We start from the raw sequence: 15,247 nt of genomic DNA, 5'->3' as shown, positions 1-15,247 counted from the left end.
GCCTCAGTCGAGCAGGGCAAGGGTATCGAGGGCGATCTGCCGCTCTTCATTGGTGGGTACCACCAGTACGCGCGGATGGCCGTCGGCGTGAATGGTACCGGCGACGCCGCGCACGCAGCGGGCGTTGGCCTGGGCATCCAGCTGCAGCCCTAGCAGGCTAAGGTGATCCACGGTCCTGCTGCGGATCAGCGTCGAGTTCTCGCCGATACCTCCGGTGAAGATCAGGCCATCGAGACGGCGCAGCGCGCAGCTCATCGCCGCCAGCGACTTGGCCAGGCGGTAGCAGAACACCTCGATGGCCAGGGTCGCGCCGGCATGGCCCCGCTCGCGAGCCTGCTCCAGCGTGCGCATGTCGTTGGACAGACCGGACAGACCGAGCAGGCCGCTGTCCTTGTTGAGCATGCTGTCGATCCTCTCCAGGCTCCACCCCAGAGTGCGTGCCAGGTGGCCGTGCAGGTTGGGGTCGACATCGCCGCTGCGTGTGCCCATCACCAGGCCCTCCAGCGGAGTCAGCCCCATGCTGGTGTCGCGGCTGTGGCCGTTTTCCACGGCGCAGGTGGAGCTGCCATTGCCAAGGTGCGCGACCAGCCAACTGCTGGCGTCGAATGCCAGGCCGCTCATCTGCGCGGCCTTGCGGCTGACATAGTGGTGACTGGTGCCGTGGAAGCCATAGCGGCGCACGCCGTGTTCGGCGTAGAGCGCCTGCGGTACGGCGTAGCGGTAGGCGTGCTCGGGCAGGCTTTGGTGAAAGGCGGTATCGAATACCGCCACATGGATCAGGTCCGGGAACAGCTTCATCGCCGCCTCGATGCCCTGCAGATTCGCAGGGTTGTGCAGGGGCGCCAGCGGCGCGACTTCGCGGATGGCCTGCAGGCTGGCGGTGTCCAGACGAGAGGCGCCGGAGAAATGCTCGCCGCCATGTACCACTCGGTGGCCGATGCCGTGCAGCTCGCCGGCTGCAGCCTGCTGTACCACAGGTAGAAGATGAGACAGGGCCAGGCGGTGGTCGGCGCCAGGCAGGACCAGGCTGTCCTTTTGTTCGCCTTGTTGCCAGTGCAGCACCGCCTCGGGGCTGCCAAGACGCTCGGCCAGGCCGCTGAGCATGAAGATTTCCTGCGCTTCGTTGACCAGGGCGAACTTGATCGACGAGCTGCCGCAGTTGATCACCAGAATGTTGCGTGCAGACATTTAAGCTTCCTTGGATTCATCGTGCGACCGATCCGTGGCGCACCAGCCACACGGGAAGAGGCTTCCCAGCTTGAGTTGGCGCTGCTCGGGATCGAGTACCCAGGGCCGATTCTGCCAGGGCGGTTGGTGGCGTACATGCTGAGTATGGCCACAAGACAAGACTGCCACCCAGTCGCCGTGATCATCCTGACGAAAATCAACGATACGCACGGCCCGTTTGTCTGGGCTCGGGTCGCAATCCAGGCTGGCCTTGGTTAAACTTGCCCGTTCATTTATCTTTTGCAAAAGGTCTCCCCATGCTGATCGCCGCCAACAAGGCCGTCTCCATCGACTATACCCTGACCAACGATGCCGGTGAGGTGATCGACAGCTCCAGTGGCGGCGCGCCGCTGGTCTATCTGCATGGTGCCGGCAATATCATCGCCGGTCTCGAGAAGGCCCTGGTTGGCAAGCAGATTGGCGATGAGCTGGACGTTTCCGTCGAGCCGGAAGAAGCCTACGGCGAGTACAGCGCCGAGCTGGTCGCGACGCTGAGCCGCGCCATGTTCGAAGGCGTCGACACTCTGGAAGTGGGCATGCAGTTCCACGCTTCGGGCCCGGACGGCAGCATGCAGATCGTTACCATCCGCGATATCGACGGCGACGACGTGACTGTCGACGGCAACCACCCGCTGGCTGGTCAGCGCCTGAACTTCAAGGTCAAGGTCGTAGGCGTGCGTGACGCCAGCGAAGAAGAAGTGGCTCATGGTCATATCCATGGCGAAGGTGGTCACCACCACTGAGTCGCCTGTCAGGCGACTTGCGGTCGTTCCGACTGGATCAACCGCTGCTAAGCTCAAACTTGCGATAAAGGCGCCTCAGGGCGCCTTTTTCATGTATGTCGGCGTGCTCATTCGCAGCCGCCTTGATGATTTACGGGGCCTTGCGCCCGCTGCACTGAATTCGCTGAGGAAGTTCGTCATGAGTGCCTTTCACGATCTCAATCTGCGTGCTCTGGACGGCCAGGAACTGCCGTTGGCGCCCTACAAGGGCCAGGTGGTGCTGGTGGTCAACGTGGCCTCCAAGTGCGGCCTGACGCCTCAATACGCCGGGCTGGAAAAACTCTATCAGCAGTACAAGGGCAATGGTTTCACCGTTCTGGGCGTACCCTGTAACCAGTTCGCCGGCCAGGAGCCCGGCAGCGAAGCGGAAATTCGCGATTTCTGCACCCTCAACTACGGCGTCAGTTTCCCGCTGGGCAGCAAAATGGAGGTCAACGGCCCGGCTCGTCACCCGCTCTATCGTCTGCTGGCCGGTGAGGGCGCCGAGTTTCCGGGTGATGTCACCTGGAATTTCGAGAAGTTTCTGGTCGGCCAGGATGGCCGTGTGCTGGCGCGTTTCTCGCCGCGCACCACACCGGACGATCCGACCTTGATCCAGGCCATCGAAAAAGCTCTGGGCCTCTGAAATAGCGACGCCTGCGCCCTCTATCCCGGGCGCAGGTGAGGCTAATCGGCCAAACCCGCGGTCATTTCCCTTTGCGCTCTTGTTCGCATCGTCATCCGGTTGCTTAATCGGCCGACATGCCGAGGAGTGCCCCATGACCAGCTTTCCCAACGAGCAACTGCCTGCCATGGCCTCTCCGGCCGAGTTGCGTGCACTGATCGAAAGCCGCCGCGCAGTGCGTCGTTTTACGCCTGAGCCGGTGCCCGAGGATGTGATTCGCGATTGCCTGGAGCTGGCCGTGCTGGCGCCAAATTCCTGCAACCTGCAGCCCTGGAGTTTCCAGGTAATTCGCGATCCGGCGCTGCTGGCGCAGCTGCACCCGGTATGCATGAGCCAGAACGCCGCTCGCGCGCCGCTGATCATCGCCGTGCTGGCGCGCCCGGACACCTGGCGTCAGGCCTGTCGCAACGTCATCGATTACTGGCCGGAGGCCGAGGTGCCGGCGCGCATCCGCAATTTCTACAGCAAGACCGCGCCCTTCCAGTACAACCAGGGGCCGCTGGGCTTGCTGGGTTTGTTCAAGCGTCAGTTGGTGCGCCTGATGGGTGTGCGCAAACCCTTGATGCGCAAGCCCAACAGCAAGGCCGACATGCGCCTGTGGGCGGTGAAGTCCACCGCGCTGGCGGCGGAGAACCTGATGCTGGCCTTTCAGAGCCATGGCTATGCCACCTGTCCGATGGAAGGTTTCGACGAGGTGCGTTTGCGTCGTGTGCTCGATATCCCTCGTCATGCCATCCCCATCATGTTGCTGGCCGTCGGGCGGCAGGGCGAGAAGGGCGTGTACAACCCACGGTTGCGCTTTCCGCTGGAGCAGCAGGTGATCTGGCGCTGATCTGGATCAAGTTGTCATGTCTTGAATACGGCGTAATCGTCCTTATCTAGTCTGCATCTCAGCGAGTTTCTTTTTTCGGGGATGTTGTCCCGGCTCGCCACTCTGGAGGAAGGACATTTATGCGTATCGATCGTTTGACCAGCAAGCTGCAACTTGCACTCTCCGACGCCCAATCCCTGGCGGTGGGCATGGACCACGCCGCCATCGAGCCGCTGCACCTGATGCAGGCGCTGCTCGAGCAACAGGGTGGTTCGATCAAGCCGCTGCTGATGCAGGTTGGTTTCGACATCAACAGTCTGCGGCAAGCCCTGACCCGAGAAATGGATCAGCTCGGTAAACTGCAGAACCCCACCGGCGACATCAACCTGTCGCAGGATCTGGCGCGTTTGCTCAACCAGGCCGACCGCCTGTCACAGCAACGCGGTGACCAGTTCATTTCCAGCGAGCTGGTGCTGCTCGCGGCGATGGACGAGAACACCAAACTGGGCAAGCTACTGCTTGGCCAGGGCGTGTCGAAGAAGGCCCTGGAAAACGCCATCGCCAATCTGCGCGGCGGCCAGGCGGTCAACGACCCCAATGTCGAGGAGTCACGCCAGGCGCTGGACAAGTACACCGTCGACCTGACCAAGCGTGCCGAGGAGGGCAAGCTCGACCCGGTGATTGGCCGTGACGACGAGATTCGTCGCACCATTCAGGTGTTGCAGCGCCGCACCAAGAACAACCCGGTGCTGATCGGCGAACCCGGCGTCGGCAAGACGGCCATCGCCGAGGGCCTGGCCCAGCGCATCATCAATGGCGAAGTACCCGATGGTCTGAAAGACAAGCGCCTGCTGTCGCTGGACATGGGCTCGCTGATCGCCGGCGCCAAGTTCCGTGGTGAGTTCGAGGAGCGTCTGAAAGCCGTGCTCAACGAGCTCTCCAAGCAGGAAGGGCGCATCATTCTGTTCATCGACGAGCTGCACACCATGGTCGGTGCCGGCAAGGCCGAGGGCGCCATGGACGCCGGCAACATGCTCAAGCCAGCCCTGGCCCGTGGTGAGCTGCACTGCGTCGGTGCCACCACGCTGGATGAGTACCGCCAGTTCATCGAGAAGGACGCCGCGCTGGAGCGCCGCTTCCAGAAGGTGCTGGTGGACGAGCCGAGTGAGGAGGACACCATCGCCATCCTGCGTGGCCTGAAGGAGCGCTACGAGGTGCACCACGGCGTGACCATCACCGATGGCGCGATCATTGCCGCGGCCAAGCTCAGCCATCGCTACATCACCGACCGCCAGCTGCCGGACAAGGCCATCGACCTGATCGACGAGGCCGCCAGCCGCATCCGCATGGAGATCGACTCCAAGCCGGAGGAACTCGATCGCCTGGATCGTCGCCTGATCCAGTTGAAGATCGAGCGCGAAGCGCTGAAGAAGGAAGACGACGACGCGGCCCTCAAGCGCCTGGAAAAACTCAAGGAAGACATTGCCCGGCTGGAGAAGGAATACGCCGACCTGGAGGAAATCTGGAAGTCGGAGAAAGCTGAAGTTCAGGGTTCGGCGCAGATCCAGCAACGCATCGAGCAGGCCAAGACCGAGCTCGAGGCGGCACGGCGCAAGGGTGACCTCAACCGCATGGCGGAGCTGCAGTACGGCATCATTCCGGATCTCGAGCGCAGCCTGCAGATGGTCGACCAGCACGGCAAGAGCGAGAACCAGCTGCTGCGCAACAAGGTCACCGATGAAGAGATCGCCGAAGTCGTGTCCAAGTGGACCGGTATTCCGGTGAGCAAGATGCTCGAGGGCGAGCGCGAAAAATTGTTGAAGATGGAAGGGCTGCTGCACCAGCGTGTGATCGGCCAGGACGAAGCGGTGGTCGCCGTTGCCAACGCCGTACGCCGCTCGCGTGCCGGCCTGGCTGACCCCAACCGGCCGAGCGGCTCGTTCCTCTTCCTCGGTCCGACCGGGGTGGGCAAGACCGAGCTGTGCAAGGCGCTGGCCGAGTTCCTCTTCGACACCGAGGAGGCGCTGGTGCGTATCGACATGTCCGAGTTCATGGAGAAGCACAGCGTCGCTCGCCTGATCGGTGCGCCCCCCGGCTATGTTGGCTACGAAGAAGGTGGTTACCTGACCGAAGCGGTGCGCCGCAAGCCGTACTCCGTGGTACTGATGGATGAAGTCGAGAAGGCTCACCCGGACGTATTCAACGTGCTGCTGCAGGTACTGGAAGATGGTCGCCTCACCGACAGCCATGGCCGCACCGTGGACTTCAAGAACACGGTGATCGTGATGACCTCCAACCTCGGTTCGGCGCAGATCCAGGAGCTGGTCGGCGACCGCGAAGCCCAGCGCGCGGCGGTGATGGATGCGGTGAGCAGCCACTTCCGTCCCGAGTTCATCAACCGTATCGACGAAGTGGTGGTGTTCGAACCGCTGGGCCGCGAGCAGATCGCTGGTATCGCCGAGATCCAGCTAGGACGTTTGCGTGGTCGTCTGGCCGAGCGTGAGCTGAGCCTGGAGCTGACACCGGAGGCGCTCGACAAGCTGATCGCCGTCGGCTACGACCCGGTGTACGGCGCGCGCCCGCTCAAGCGTGCGATCCAGCGCTGGATCGAGAACCCGCTGGCGCAACAGATACTCTCCGGCGATTTCGCCCCGGGGGCTGTGGTGCATGCCAAGGTCGACGGCGAGGAGATCGTCTTCGCCTGATCGAGTGCCGCGTTAAAACAAAGGCCCGCCAATTTGGCGGGCCTTCGCTTTTGTGGGAGGGGCTTTAGCCGCGACTGTCGCCGCTAGGATTGCATGGACACAGGATGCCCTAGCCGAAAGCGCCTGATGCATCCGCCGCCATGGCGGGTCGATAAAGCGTGATCCACGAAGCTGACGTGACACGCGTAGGGTGCGCCGTGCGCACCGGGGCAACGGTGGCGGTTAGAAGGTGCGCACAGCCTGGGCGACCCCCGCGATACCCTGGTGGATCATTGAGTCTGCGCCATGGTGGATGTAAAGAGCGACATCCACCCTTGCACGTAACGCCTTAGCAGCAATTCCCCCAATGCTTTTTCTTCGATGTCTGACCGATGCCGGGGTTGAAGGTGTTGGTCGGGTCGAGCTCGCGGTAGAACCCCGCCAGCGCCGGCTTGGCCACGTACAGGTGGCCGACGTTGTGCTCGGCCGGGTACTCGGCGCGGCGTTCGTCCAGCAGCTTCCACATGCGGTGCTCCATCTCGATCGGGTCGACGCCCTTCCTGACGATGTAGTCCTGATGGAACACATGGCAGAAGAAGTGCCCGTAGTAGAGTTTGTGGATGATCTGCTCTTCCATCTCCTGCGGTAACGTCTCGACCCAGTCACGATCATTGCGGCGCAGGGCGATATCCAGGGCGAGGATGTCCTCGACGCTGCTGCGGTGCGACTCGCGGTAACGAATGGCCGCACCGGCCACGGCGAAGCGATGCAGGAAGGCCTTGCGCCCTTCATCGGCATCACACTCGAAATAGGCGCCGCTGGTGCTGTCGGTGAAGTATTCGGCGAGGAAGGCGCGGGTCTGCTCCAGCGTGTCGTTGGAGACGCGCACCAGCAGGTGGTGCTCGAAGCGGTCGCGGTATTCGCGCATGCGTGCCGGCAAATGGCTTGGCAGCAGGTTCATCAGGGTTTGGATCACCTTGTCGGTCACACCGCGCAGGCCGAAGCGTTCGAAGAAGCCGTCGACCCGGCTCTTCATGGCGAAGGCCGCCGGTACCCTGGACGTACCGAATTTGTCGATTACCAGGAAGGTGTCCTTGCCGTACTTCTCGCCGATGTCGAAGGCCGTGCGGTGAATGTACTCACCCGCAATCGGCAAGCGCGGTAGCCTGGCCAGCAGGTGACGGCGCACTTCGGTCAGGTCGTGCGGGTCGTTGCTGCCGATGTAGAACACCGTGCTCGGCTCTTTCGGGAAGGTGTCCAGGCGCACCGCGAACAGGCACAGCTTGCCGGCCGAACCGGAGGCTTCGAACAGTCGCGATGGGTCGGCGTTGAAGCGCGCCGGAGTGTCGGCATCAACATCGCGCACGTGCTCGCCGTAGCGCGCGTCGGAGGCCTTTGCCGTTTCTTCGTTGCGCACCTGCTGCTGTGTGTAGTCGCCGTTCTGCAGGCGGGTGAGGATTTCCTCCGGATCGTTGCCCAGCTCGATCCCCAGGTGGTTGACCAGTTCAAGCGAACCGTCATCTTTAACCTGTGCGTACAGCGCCAGCTCGGTATAGGCCGGGCCACGGCGCACCAGGGCGCCCCCTGAGTTGTTGCAGACACCGCCTAGCACCGAGGCGCCGATGCAGGACGAGCCAATCACCGAGTGCGGTTCGCGATTCAGCGGCGCCAAAGCCTGTTCCAGACGATCCAGGGTCGCGCCGGGCAGGCACACCACCTGCTCACCTTCGTTGATCAGTTGTACGCCAGTGATGCGCAGGGTGCTGATCAACACGATCTCGCGGTCGTAATCGGCACCGTCGGGGGTGGAGCCGCCGGTGAGGCCAGTATTGGCGGCCTGCATGATGACGATGCGGTCGGCTGCTACTGCCGCCTGCAGGATGCGCCACTGCTCCAGCAAGGAGCCGGGGCGCACCACCGCCAGCACGTTTCCTTCACCCGTACGGTGGCCCTTGCGGAAACGCCGTGTGGCTTGCTCGTCGGTCAGCACGTGGCTGCCACCGACGATCTGGCGCATCTGCGCCAGCAGGGCGTCACGGGTGACGGAGGTGGTGACGGCAGCAGTCATTGGCTCAACGCTCCTTTACCAGCAGATTCGGAGTGATTTCGGCGATGGACTTGGCACCGGTCAGCACCATGGCCACGCGCATTTCCTTCTCGATCAGGTCGAGCAGGTTGCTCACCCCGGCGCCACCGGCTGCGGCCAGAGCATAGAGGAAGGCGCGGCCGAGCAGCACGGTGTCCGCGCCAAGGGCGAGCATGCGCACCACGTCGAGGCCGGTGCGGATGCCGGAGTCGGCGAGAATCTTCAGCTCGCCCTTGACCGCGTCGGCGATGGCCGGCAGGGCGCGGGCGCTGGACAGCACACCGTCGAGCTGACGACCGCCGTGGTTGGACACGATGATGCCGTCGGCGCCGAAGGTCACGGCATCTCGGGCGTCTTCGGGGTCGAGGATGCCCTTGATCACCATCGGGCCGTCCCAGAAGTCGCGGATCCATTCCAGGTCCTTCCAGGAAATCGACGGGTCGAAGTTGGCGCCCAGCCAGCCGATATAGTCGGCCAGGCCGGTCGGATTGCCGCGGTAGGCGGAGATGTTGCCCAGGTCATGCGGTTTGCCCATCAGGCCGACGTCCCAGGCCCATTGCGGGTGAGTCATGGCCTGCAGCATGCGGCGCAGTGCAGCGTTCGGGCCACTCATGCCGGAGTGCGCGTCACGGTAGCGGGCGCCGGGCACGGGCATGTCGACGGTGAACACCAGCGTCGAGCAGCCGGCGGCCTTGGCGCGCTCCAGTGCGTTCTTCATGAAGCCGCGGTCTTTCAGCACATAGAGCTGGAACCACATCGGCCGATCAATGGCTGGGGCCACTTCCTCGATCGGGCACACTGAAACGGTGGACAGGGTAAAGGGAATACCCTTGGCCGCTGCTGCCTTGGCGGCCTGTACTTCGCCACGACGAGCGAACATGCCGGTCAGGCCAACAGGTGCCAGGCCTACCGGCATCGACATCTTCTCGCCGAACAGCTCGGTGGACAGGTCCAGCTCGGACATGTTCTTCAGCACGCGCTGGCGCAGTTCGATGTCCGACAGATCGGCGACGTTGCGGCGCAGGGTGTGCTCGGCGTAGGCGCCGCCATCGGCGTAATGGAACAGGAAGGGTGGCAGCCTGCGTTGAGCGGCAGCGCGATAGTCGGTCGAGGCAGAAATGATCATGGGCTCATCCTGTTGCTGAAAAGGGGAAGCGTAGCCTGACGGCAAATGCCCCGACGATGTCGGGGCGGGCACTATCGGTGCATCAGCGAGGCATCAGCGGATCGCTGACACCCAGCACATAGATCGCGATCATCGCGATGATGCCGGTGAACAGCAGGTAATACAGCGTCGGCCAGATGGTCTTGCGCAGGGTACTGCCTTCACGGCCGAGCAGGCCAACGGTGGCCGAAGCCGCTACCACGTTGTGGATCGCCACCATGTTGCCGGCGGCGGCGCCAACGGCCTGGACCGCGACGATCAGCGCGCTGGAGATACCCAGGCTGCTGGCCACGCCGAACTGGAACTGGCTGAACATCATGTTGCTGACGGTGTTGGAGCCGGCGATGAAGGCACCCAGGGCGCCGATGCTCGGGGCCAGCAGCGGATAGATGCCGCCAACGCTGTCGGCCACCCAGCGCGCCATGAGGATCGGCATGCTGGCCAGCTCGGCGCCGTTGACGCCGGAGTTGATCAGGATACGTACCATCGGCACGGTGAACAGCAACACGAAGCCGGCACTGAGCAATACGCTGGACGACTCTTTCACCGCCTTGCCCAGGTCACGTGCCTTCATGCCATGCAGGAAGAAGGTGGCCAGCACCACGGCAACCAGAATGCCGCCCGGCAGGTACAGCGGCTGGAAGTTGGCGCTGACACCGGCTTCGCCCATCAGGTCCGGGAAATTCACCACTACCGCTTTCAGCGCGTTGCCCACTTCCGGGAATACACGGCTGATAACCAGCAGGGCGCCGACCAGCACATAGGGTAGCCAGGCGCGCAGTGCGCTCATCGGTTTGGCGGTCAGTTCGTCCAGTTTCATCTCGACGGTGCCCAGCCACTCGCTCGGCCATTTGTCCGCCGGGGCGAAGTCCCAGGTCTTCTTCGGCACCAGGAAGCCAAATCGTGCGGCGCTGGTGACGATGGCCAGGCCGATCAGTCCGCCCAGCAGCGACGGAAATTCAGGGCCGAGGAAGACGCCGGTGAATACATACGGTACGACGAAGGCCAGCCCGGCGAAAATGGCGAACGGCATGACCTCCAGGCCAGCTTTCCAGCTTTTCTCCTGACCGAAGAAGCGCGTCAGCATCATCGCCATGATGACCGGCATGACCACGCCAACGGTGGCATGGATGATCGCCACTTCACTGGTGATCAACTGCAGGAACTGCGCCCAGGACGACCCCTGCTCGACCAGCTGTGCACCAATGGTGGCGGTATCCAGGCCGGTATTGAGGCCGACGATGATCGGTGTACCGACGGCGCCGAAGGATACCGGCGTGCTTTGTACCAGCATGCCCATCAGCACGGCTGCCATCGCCGGGAAACCGATGGCCACCAGCAGCGGTGCAGCGATGGCGGCTGGCGTACCGAAGCCCGATGCGCCCTCGATGAAGCAACCGAACAGCCAGGCGATGATGATCGCCTGGATGCGCCGGTCAGGACTGATGGTGGTGAAGCCGGCACGAATGGCGGTGATGCCACCGGAGTGCTTGAGGGTGTTCAGCAGCAGGATGGCGCCGAAAATGATCCACAGCAGGCCAAGGGTGATCAGCAAGCCTTGCAGGGTGGAGGCCAGGACGCGGTTGAAGGTCATGTCCCAGGCGAACAGGCCGACAGCGGCAGTCACCAGGTAGACCAGCGGCATGGCGTGTTTGGCCGGCCAGCGCAGACCGATCAGCAGAACGGCAGCGAGCAGAATCGGCGAGAACGCCAGCAGAGCGAGAATTCCGTTGGACATTGAGTCTTACTCCACACGAACGCGCAGCTGGCGCGGCAGGGATGAGGCGTGATCGAACAGGCTTGCAGCGCGTAGGGCTGTCATGGCGTGACCTCGATGGTTTGTTGTTCTTGTTGGTTAAATTGGTAATACCAATTTACAAAGTAGCGGGCTCAGGTTAAAAGTTGCTCAATGGACTGTCAAATCGGGAGGCTAAGACTTTGGTCGTAGTGTGCTTGCTTGTTCAGCGAAGAAGGGCGCTATAGGCTTGCCCTGTCAGGCCTTCAGCCTGGTCAAACCAATGGAGATGTGGGTGATGGAAGTAGGTCAGGTGCGGCAGCGTCGTCTCTCCGATGACATCGTCGCGCAACTGGAAACCATGATTCTCGAGGGCACCTTGCGTGCCGGTGAGAGACTGCCTGCAGAGCGTGCGCTGGCCGAGCAGTTCGGTGTATCTCGTCCGTCCCTGCGTGAAGCGATCCAGAAACTGGTGGCAAAGGGGCTGCTGGTCAGTCGCCAGGGTGGCGGTAACTATGTCGCCGAATCACTCGGCTCGACCTTCAGCGACCCGCTGTTGCAGCTGCTGGAGCACAAGGAAGACGCTCAGCGCGACCTGCTGGAATTTCGTCACACGCTGGAAGGCTCTTGCGCCTACTACGCGGCCAGGCGCGCCACCGATATCGACCGCCAGCGTCTAACCGAGGCGTTCGAAGCCTTGCTGGATTGCTACGCGCGAGTCGGCAAGGTGACTCGCGCCGAAGAGGGCGCTGCCGATGCGCGTTTTCACCTGGCGATCGCCGAGGCCAGCCACAACGCCGTTCTGCTGCACACCATTCGTGGCTTGTTCGACCTGCTCAAGCGCAACGTGGTGACCAACATCGGCGGCATGTATGCCCAGCGCGAAGAGACCCGCGACATGCTGATCGAGCAGCATCGCGCGCTGTACAAGGCGATCATCGAAGGTCGCGCGGAAGACGCCCGCGAGCTCTCCAATCAGCACATCGACTATGTGCAGGAAGTGCTCTCGGAAGTGCAACTGGAGGCGCGGCGGGTGGAGCGGGCGCAGCGGCGCGGGGCTGTCAGGCCGTAGGCACGCTCTGCGCACGGCTGCTGGCCCTCGTTGCGCTATCCGGTTGTGACTCGAAGGGAGATTTTGGTGCGCATGGCGCACCCATCAGTGATGTTGTGGCCGAGGCCGTAGGGTGCGCCGCGCGCATCGCACCAGCGGCGGCTTGCGTTGCGGCGGACTCTCTGCCCGCGTTCCGCTTCGCCCTACGTCTTGAGCTTTTCTTAAGGCTTGCGGCTTGAAGCTTGCAGCTGCTCTTAGTCGTCCTTGCCCTTGCTGCGCATCGCGCGCTGAACCTCGCGGTCGGCGTCACGTTCCTTCTCGGTGTGGCGCTTGTCGAAGTCCTTCTTGCCCTTGGCCAGGGCAATCTCGCATTTGACCAGATGCTGCTTCCAGTACAGCGACAGCGCCACGGCGGTGTAGCCCTTCTGCTGTACGGAGCCGAACAGCTTTTCCAGCTCGCGTTTGTTCAGCAGCAGCTTGCGCGTGCGGGTCGGGTCGGCGATGACATGGGTGCTGGCAGTTTTCAGTGGCGTGATGTGGCAGCCCATCAACCAGGCCTCATCATCCTTGAGTAGCACGTAGCTGTCGACCAGCTGTGCCTTGCCGGCACGCAGGCTCTTCACTTCCCAGCCGGACAGCACCAGGCCGGCCTCGAACTTGTGTTCGATGAAATAGTCATGCAGCGCCTTTTTGTTCAGCGCGATGGTGCCTTGAGGATGTTTCTTTTGCTTAGCCATAGGGCGCGCATTATAGGGAGTCGTCCGCGCCTGCGCTATGGGGCTCTCCTGGCCGGTTGCCGGCTTACGCTTGAGCCTGCCGGGTGAATCTCCGACAATGCGCGATCTTTTTTTCCCGCAGTATGGGGTCTTGGCCGCAATGGCGAGCGACAACGTTTCGATTCATGGTGCCTGGGCCAGTCGCTGGGTGTTCATTCTGGCAGCGACCGGTTCGGCGGTCGGTCTCGGCAATATCTGGAAATTCCCTTATATGACCGGGGTCTACGGCGGTGGTGCGTTCGTCGTCATGTACCTGTTCTGCATCGCCCTGGTGGGTGTGCCGATCATGCTGGCGGAAACTCTGATCGGTCGCCGTGGCCGGCAGAGCCCGGTCAATGCGATGAAGAGCCTGGCGATCGAAGCCGGAGCCTCGAAGCACTGGTCGCTGGCTGCGCTGATGGGGATGGTCGCCGCGCTACTGATACTGTCGTTCTACAGCGTGGTCGCCGGTTGGTCGCTGGATTACATCATCGGCATGGGCCGTGGCGACTTCACCGGCATCAGCGCCGATGGGGCTGGTGCGGCGTTCGGCGGTCTGACTTCCGATCCGTGGCGGCTGACCCTGTGGCATAGCCTGTTCATGCTGATCACCGCGTTCGTCATCGCCAAGGGGGTGGTGGCGGGTCTGGAGCGCAGCTTGCGTATCATGATGCCGCTACTGTTCGTGCTGTTGCTGGTGCTGTTGGGCTACAGCTTTACCACCGGGCATTTCCGCGAAGGTTTCGACTTCCTCTTCCATTTCGACCCGAGCAAGGTGCAGGACGGCATTCTGGCTGCCATGGGTCATGCCTTCTTCACTTTGAGCGTGGGTGTGGGTTCGATCATGGTCTACGGCGCCTACATGCCGAAGAAGGCCTCGATCGGCGCTACGGTGCTGACCGTTGGCGTGCTCGATACCCTGGTGGCGCTGACTGCGGGTCTGGCGCTGTTCCCCATCGTCTTTGCCGCCGGCCTGGAGCCGGGTGGCGGGCCGGGGTTGATGTTCGTCACCCTGCCGATTGCCTTCGGTAATATCGCTTTCGGTCAGGTGATGGGGTTGATCTTCTTCGTGCTGGTGGCTGTTGCAGCATGGAGTTCGTCGATCTCCATGCTGGAGCCGGCCGTGGCCTACTTCGTCGAGAAAACAGGGCGTGGCCGCGCGCAGGTAACCGCCGTGCTGGCGCTGCTGTGCTGGCTGGTCGGGATGGGCACGGTGCTGTCGTTCAATCTTTGGGCCGAGGCCAAGTTCTTCGTCTTCGCCGGGGACGGTTTCCATCTGTTGCAGTGGGGGGCCGAGGGCGGCAAGACGTTCTTCGACAGCATCGATTACCTCACCAGCCGTATCCTGCTGCCGCTCGGCGGGCTGTCTTTCGCCATGTTCGCCGGATGGGTGCTGAGCCGTGATGCTGTGCGTGAAGAGTTGTCCATCAGAAGCCCGCTGCTGTTCAATCTGGCCCTCTGGCTGATTCGCGTCGTGGCACCAATCGGCGTGCTGATCGTTTTCATCGCGGAGCTGAGCAAGTAAATGGCTACTCGAATCCAGCGTTCGGCGTTGCTGCCGTACCCGGCTCAGGCACTGTTCGATCTCGTCAACGATGTGGCTGGTTACCCGCGATTTCTGCCCTGGTGCAGCGCCAGTGAGGTATTGGAGGTCAGCGAGACGCACATGCTGGCCAGCCTCGAAGTGGCCAAGGGCGGCATTGGCCAGCGCTTCGTCACGCGTAATGTCCTGCAGCCTGGGCAGCGTATCGAGATGAACCTGCAGGAAGGGCCTTTCACCAGCCTGCATGGCGTCTGGGAATTCAAGGCGTTGGGTGACAAGGCCTGCAAGATCAGTCTGGACCTGACCTTCGACTATGCCGGGCCACTGGTGCGTGCCACGCTGGGACCGTTGTTCAATCAGGCGGCCAATACCATGGTCGATGCCTTCTGCCAGCGAGCCAAACAGCTGTATGGATAAGCCCAGTATCGCCATCGAAGTGGTCTACGCCCTTGCCGAACGGCAGAAGCTCCTGCGTCTGTCCGTACCTGCAGGCACCACGGTGCGCGAGGCCGCGCTGCGTTCTGGTATGCAGCAGTTCTTTCCGGAGCTGGATCTGAGCCAGGCGCCACTGGGTATTTTTGGCAAGGCGGTAGGCAAGCCGGAAGAGCGAGTGCTGGAGGAAGGGGAGCGAGTCGAGATCTATCGGCCGTTGATCGCCGACCCGAAGGAGGTACGCAAGCAGCGTGCGGCCAAAGCCAAGGCCAGGGAAGAAGGCGAAGAGTCGAACTGACCCAGCAGGTCGTA

14 protein-coding genes are annotated in these 15,247 nt (G+C 62.6%); 8 read left to right on the top strand and 6 right to left on the bottom strand.

Going from position 1 to position 15,247, the window contains the following annotated elements; genetic code table 11:
- Nucleotides 1-3: 3 nt before the first annotated feature.
- Both H3221_RS06660 and H3221_RS06655 read right to left on the bottom strand, forming a co-directional pair.
- Nucleotides 4-1,188: an acetate kinase gene (locus H3221_RS06660; protein ID WP_196473574.1), complete on the bottom strand. Its 1,185-nt coding sequence runs from the start codon at nucleotides 1,186-1,188 to the stop codon at nucleotides 4-6.
- Nucleotides 1,189-1,473, bottom strand: coding sequence for a DUF3565 domain-containing protein (locus H3221_RS06655; protein WP_196473575.1), 285 nt, complete (start codon nucleotides 1,471-1,473; stop codon nucleotides 1,189-1,191).
- 11 nt (nucleotides 1,474-1,484) lie between these two features.
- Between H3221_RS06655 and H3221_RS06650 the strand changes: the two genes are divergently transcribed.
- The 4 genes from H3221_RS06650 (at nucleotide 1,485) to clpB (ending at nucleotide 6,189) form a co-directional block, all read left to right on the top strand.
- A complete protein-coding gene (locus H3221_RS06650; protein WP_021489343.1) occupies nucleotides 1,485-1,970 on the top strand; it encodes an FKBP-type peptidyl-prolyl cis-trans isomerase in 486 nt (161 codons plus the stop codon).
- 178 nt (nucleotides 1,971-2,148) lie between these two features.
- Nucleotides 2,149-2,634, top strand: a complete 486-nt coding sequence (locus H3221_RS06645; RefSeq protein WP_192980661.1) for a glutathione peroxidase — start codon at nucleotides 2,149-2,151, stop codon at nucleotides 2,632-2,634.
- A 133-nt stretch (nucleotides 2,635-2,767) separates the two neighbouring features.
- Entirely contained in the window at nucleotides 2,768-3,505 is a 738-nt protein-coding gene (locus H3221_RS06640; protein ID WP_196473576.1) for a nitroreductase family protein, read from the top strand.
- Nucleotides 3,506-3,624: 119 nt separating this feature from the next.
- Nucleotides 3,625-6,189, top strand: a complete 2,565-nt coding sequence (gene clpB / locus H3221_RS06635) for an ATP-dependent chaperone ClpB (protein WP_196473577.1) — start codon at nucleotides 3,625-3,627, stop codon at nucleotides 6,187-6,189.
- Between the two features lie 328 nt (nucleotides 6,190-6,517).
- On the opposite strand, the gene dld is transcribed toward clpB, so the two are convergent.
- From dld to H3221_RS06620, 3 genes are all read right to left on the bottom strand, one after another.
- Complete coding sequence (gene dld / locus H3221_RS06630) at nucleotides 6,518-8,236, bottom strand: D-lactate dehydrogenase (protein ID WP_196473578.1); 1,719 nt, start codon at nucleotides 8,234-8,236, stop codon at nucleotides 6,518-6,520.
- Between the two features lie 4 nt (nucleotides 8,237-8,240).
- A complete protein-coding gene (gene lldD / locus H3221_RS06625; protein WP_196473579.1) occupies nucleotides 8,241-9,380 on the bottom strand; it encodes an FMN-dependent L-lactate dehydrogenase LldD in 1,140 nt (379 codons plus the stop codon).
- Nucleotides 9,381-9,462: 82 nt separating this feature from the next.
- Nucleotides 9,463-11,157 carry an L-lactate permease gene (locus tag H3221_RS06620; protein WP_196473580.1) on the bottom strand — a complete coding sequence of 565 codons (1,695 nt, stop codon included), beginning with the start codon at nucleotides 11,155-11,157 and terminating at the stop codon, nucleotides 9,463-9,465.
- Nucleotides 11,158-11,452: 295 nt separating this feature from the next.
- Between H3221_RS06620 and H3221_RS06615 the strand changes: the two genes are divergently transcribed.
- Nucleotides 11,453-12,226, top strand: a complete 774-nt coding sequence (locus H3221_RS06615) for an FCD domain-containing protein (RefSeq protein WP_196473581.1) — start codon at nucleotides 11,453-11,455, stop codon at nucleotides 12,224-12,226.
- Nucleotides 12,227-12,459: 233 nt separating this feature from the next.
- On the opposite strand, the gene smpB is transcribed toward H3221_RS06615, so the two are convergent.
- On the bottom strand, nucleotides 12,460-12,942 hold the full coding sequence (gene smpB / locus H3221_RS06610) for an SsrA-binding protein SmpB (RefSeq protein ID WP_017675350.1): 483 nt from the start codon (nucleotides 12,940-12,942) through the stop codon (nucleotides 12,460-12,462).
- Between the two features lie 139 nt (nucleotides 12,943-13,081).
- Between smpB and H3221_RS06605 the strand changes: the two genes are divergently transcribed.
- From H3221_RS06605 to H3221_RS06595, 3 genes are read left to right on the top strand one after another with little or no spacing between them, the layout of a single operon-like run.
- The gene (locus H3221_RS06605) at nucleotides 13,082-14,485 is read left to right on the top strand and encodes a sodium-dependent transporter (RefSeq protein ID WP_196473582.1); all 1,404 of its coding nucleotides are present in this window, start codon (nucleotides 13,082-13,084) and stop codon (nucleotides 14,483-14,485) included.
- Nucleotides 14,486-14,920 carry a type II toxin-antitoxin system RatA family toxin gene (locus H3221_RS06600; protein ID WP_196473583.1) on the top strand — a complete coding sequence of 145 codons (435 nt, stop codon included), beginning with the start codon at nucleotides 14,486-14,488 and terminating at the stop codon, nucleotides 14,918-14,920. It abuts the gene before it with no gap.
- Nucleotides 14,913-15,233, top strand: a complete 321-nt coding sequence (locus H3221_RS06595) for an RnfH family protein (RefSeq protein WP_160017271.1) — start codon at nucleotides 14,913-14,915, stop codon at nucleotides 15,231-15,233. Before H3221_RS06600 ends, H3221_RS06595 begins: the two co-directional genes overlap by 8 nt.
- The last annotated feature ends 14 nt before the right edge of the window (nucleotides 15,234-15,247 follow it).

It is taken from the genome of Pseudomonas chaetocerotis, assembly GCF_015712105.2.
In the GTDB taxonomy this organism is placed as follows: domain Bacteria; phylum Pseudomonadota; class Gammaproteobacteria; order Pseudomonadales; family Pseudomonadaceae; genus Aquipseudomonas; species Aquipseudomonas chaetocerotis.
The sequence above is the reverse complement of the archived record's forward strand: the minus strand, read 5'-3'. Positions and strand labels throughout refer to the sequence as shown.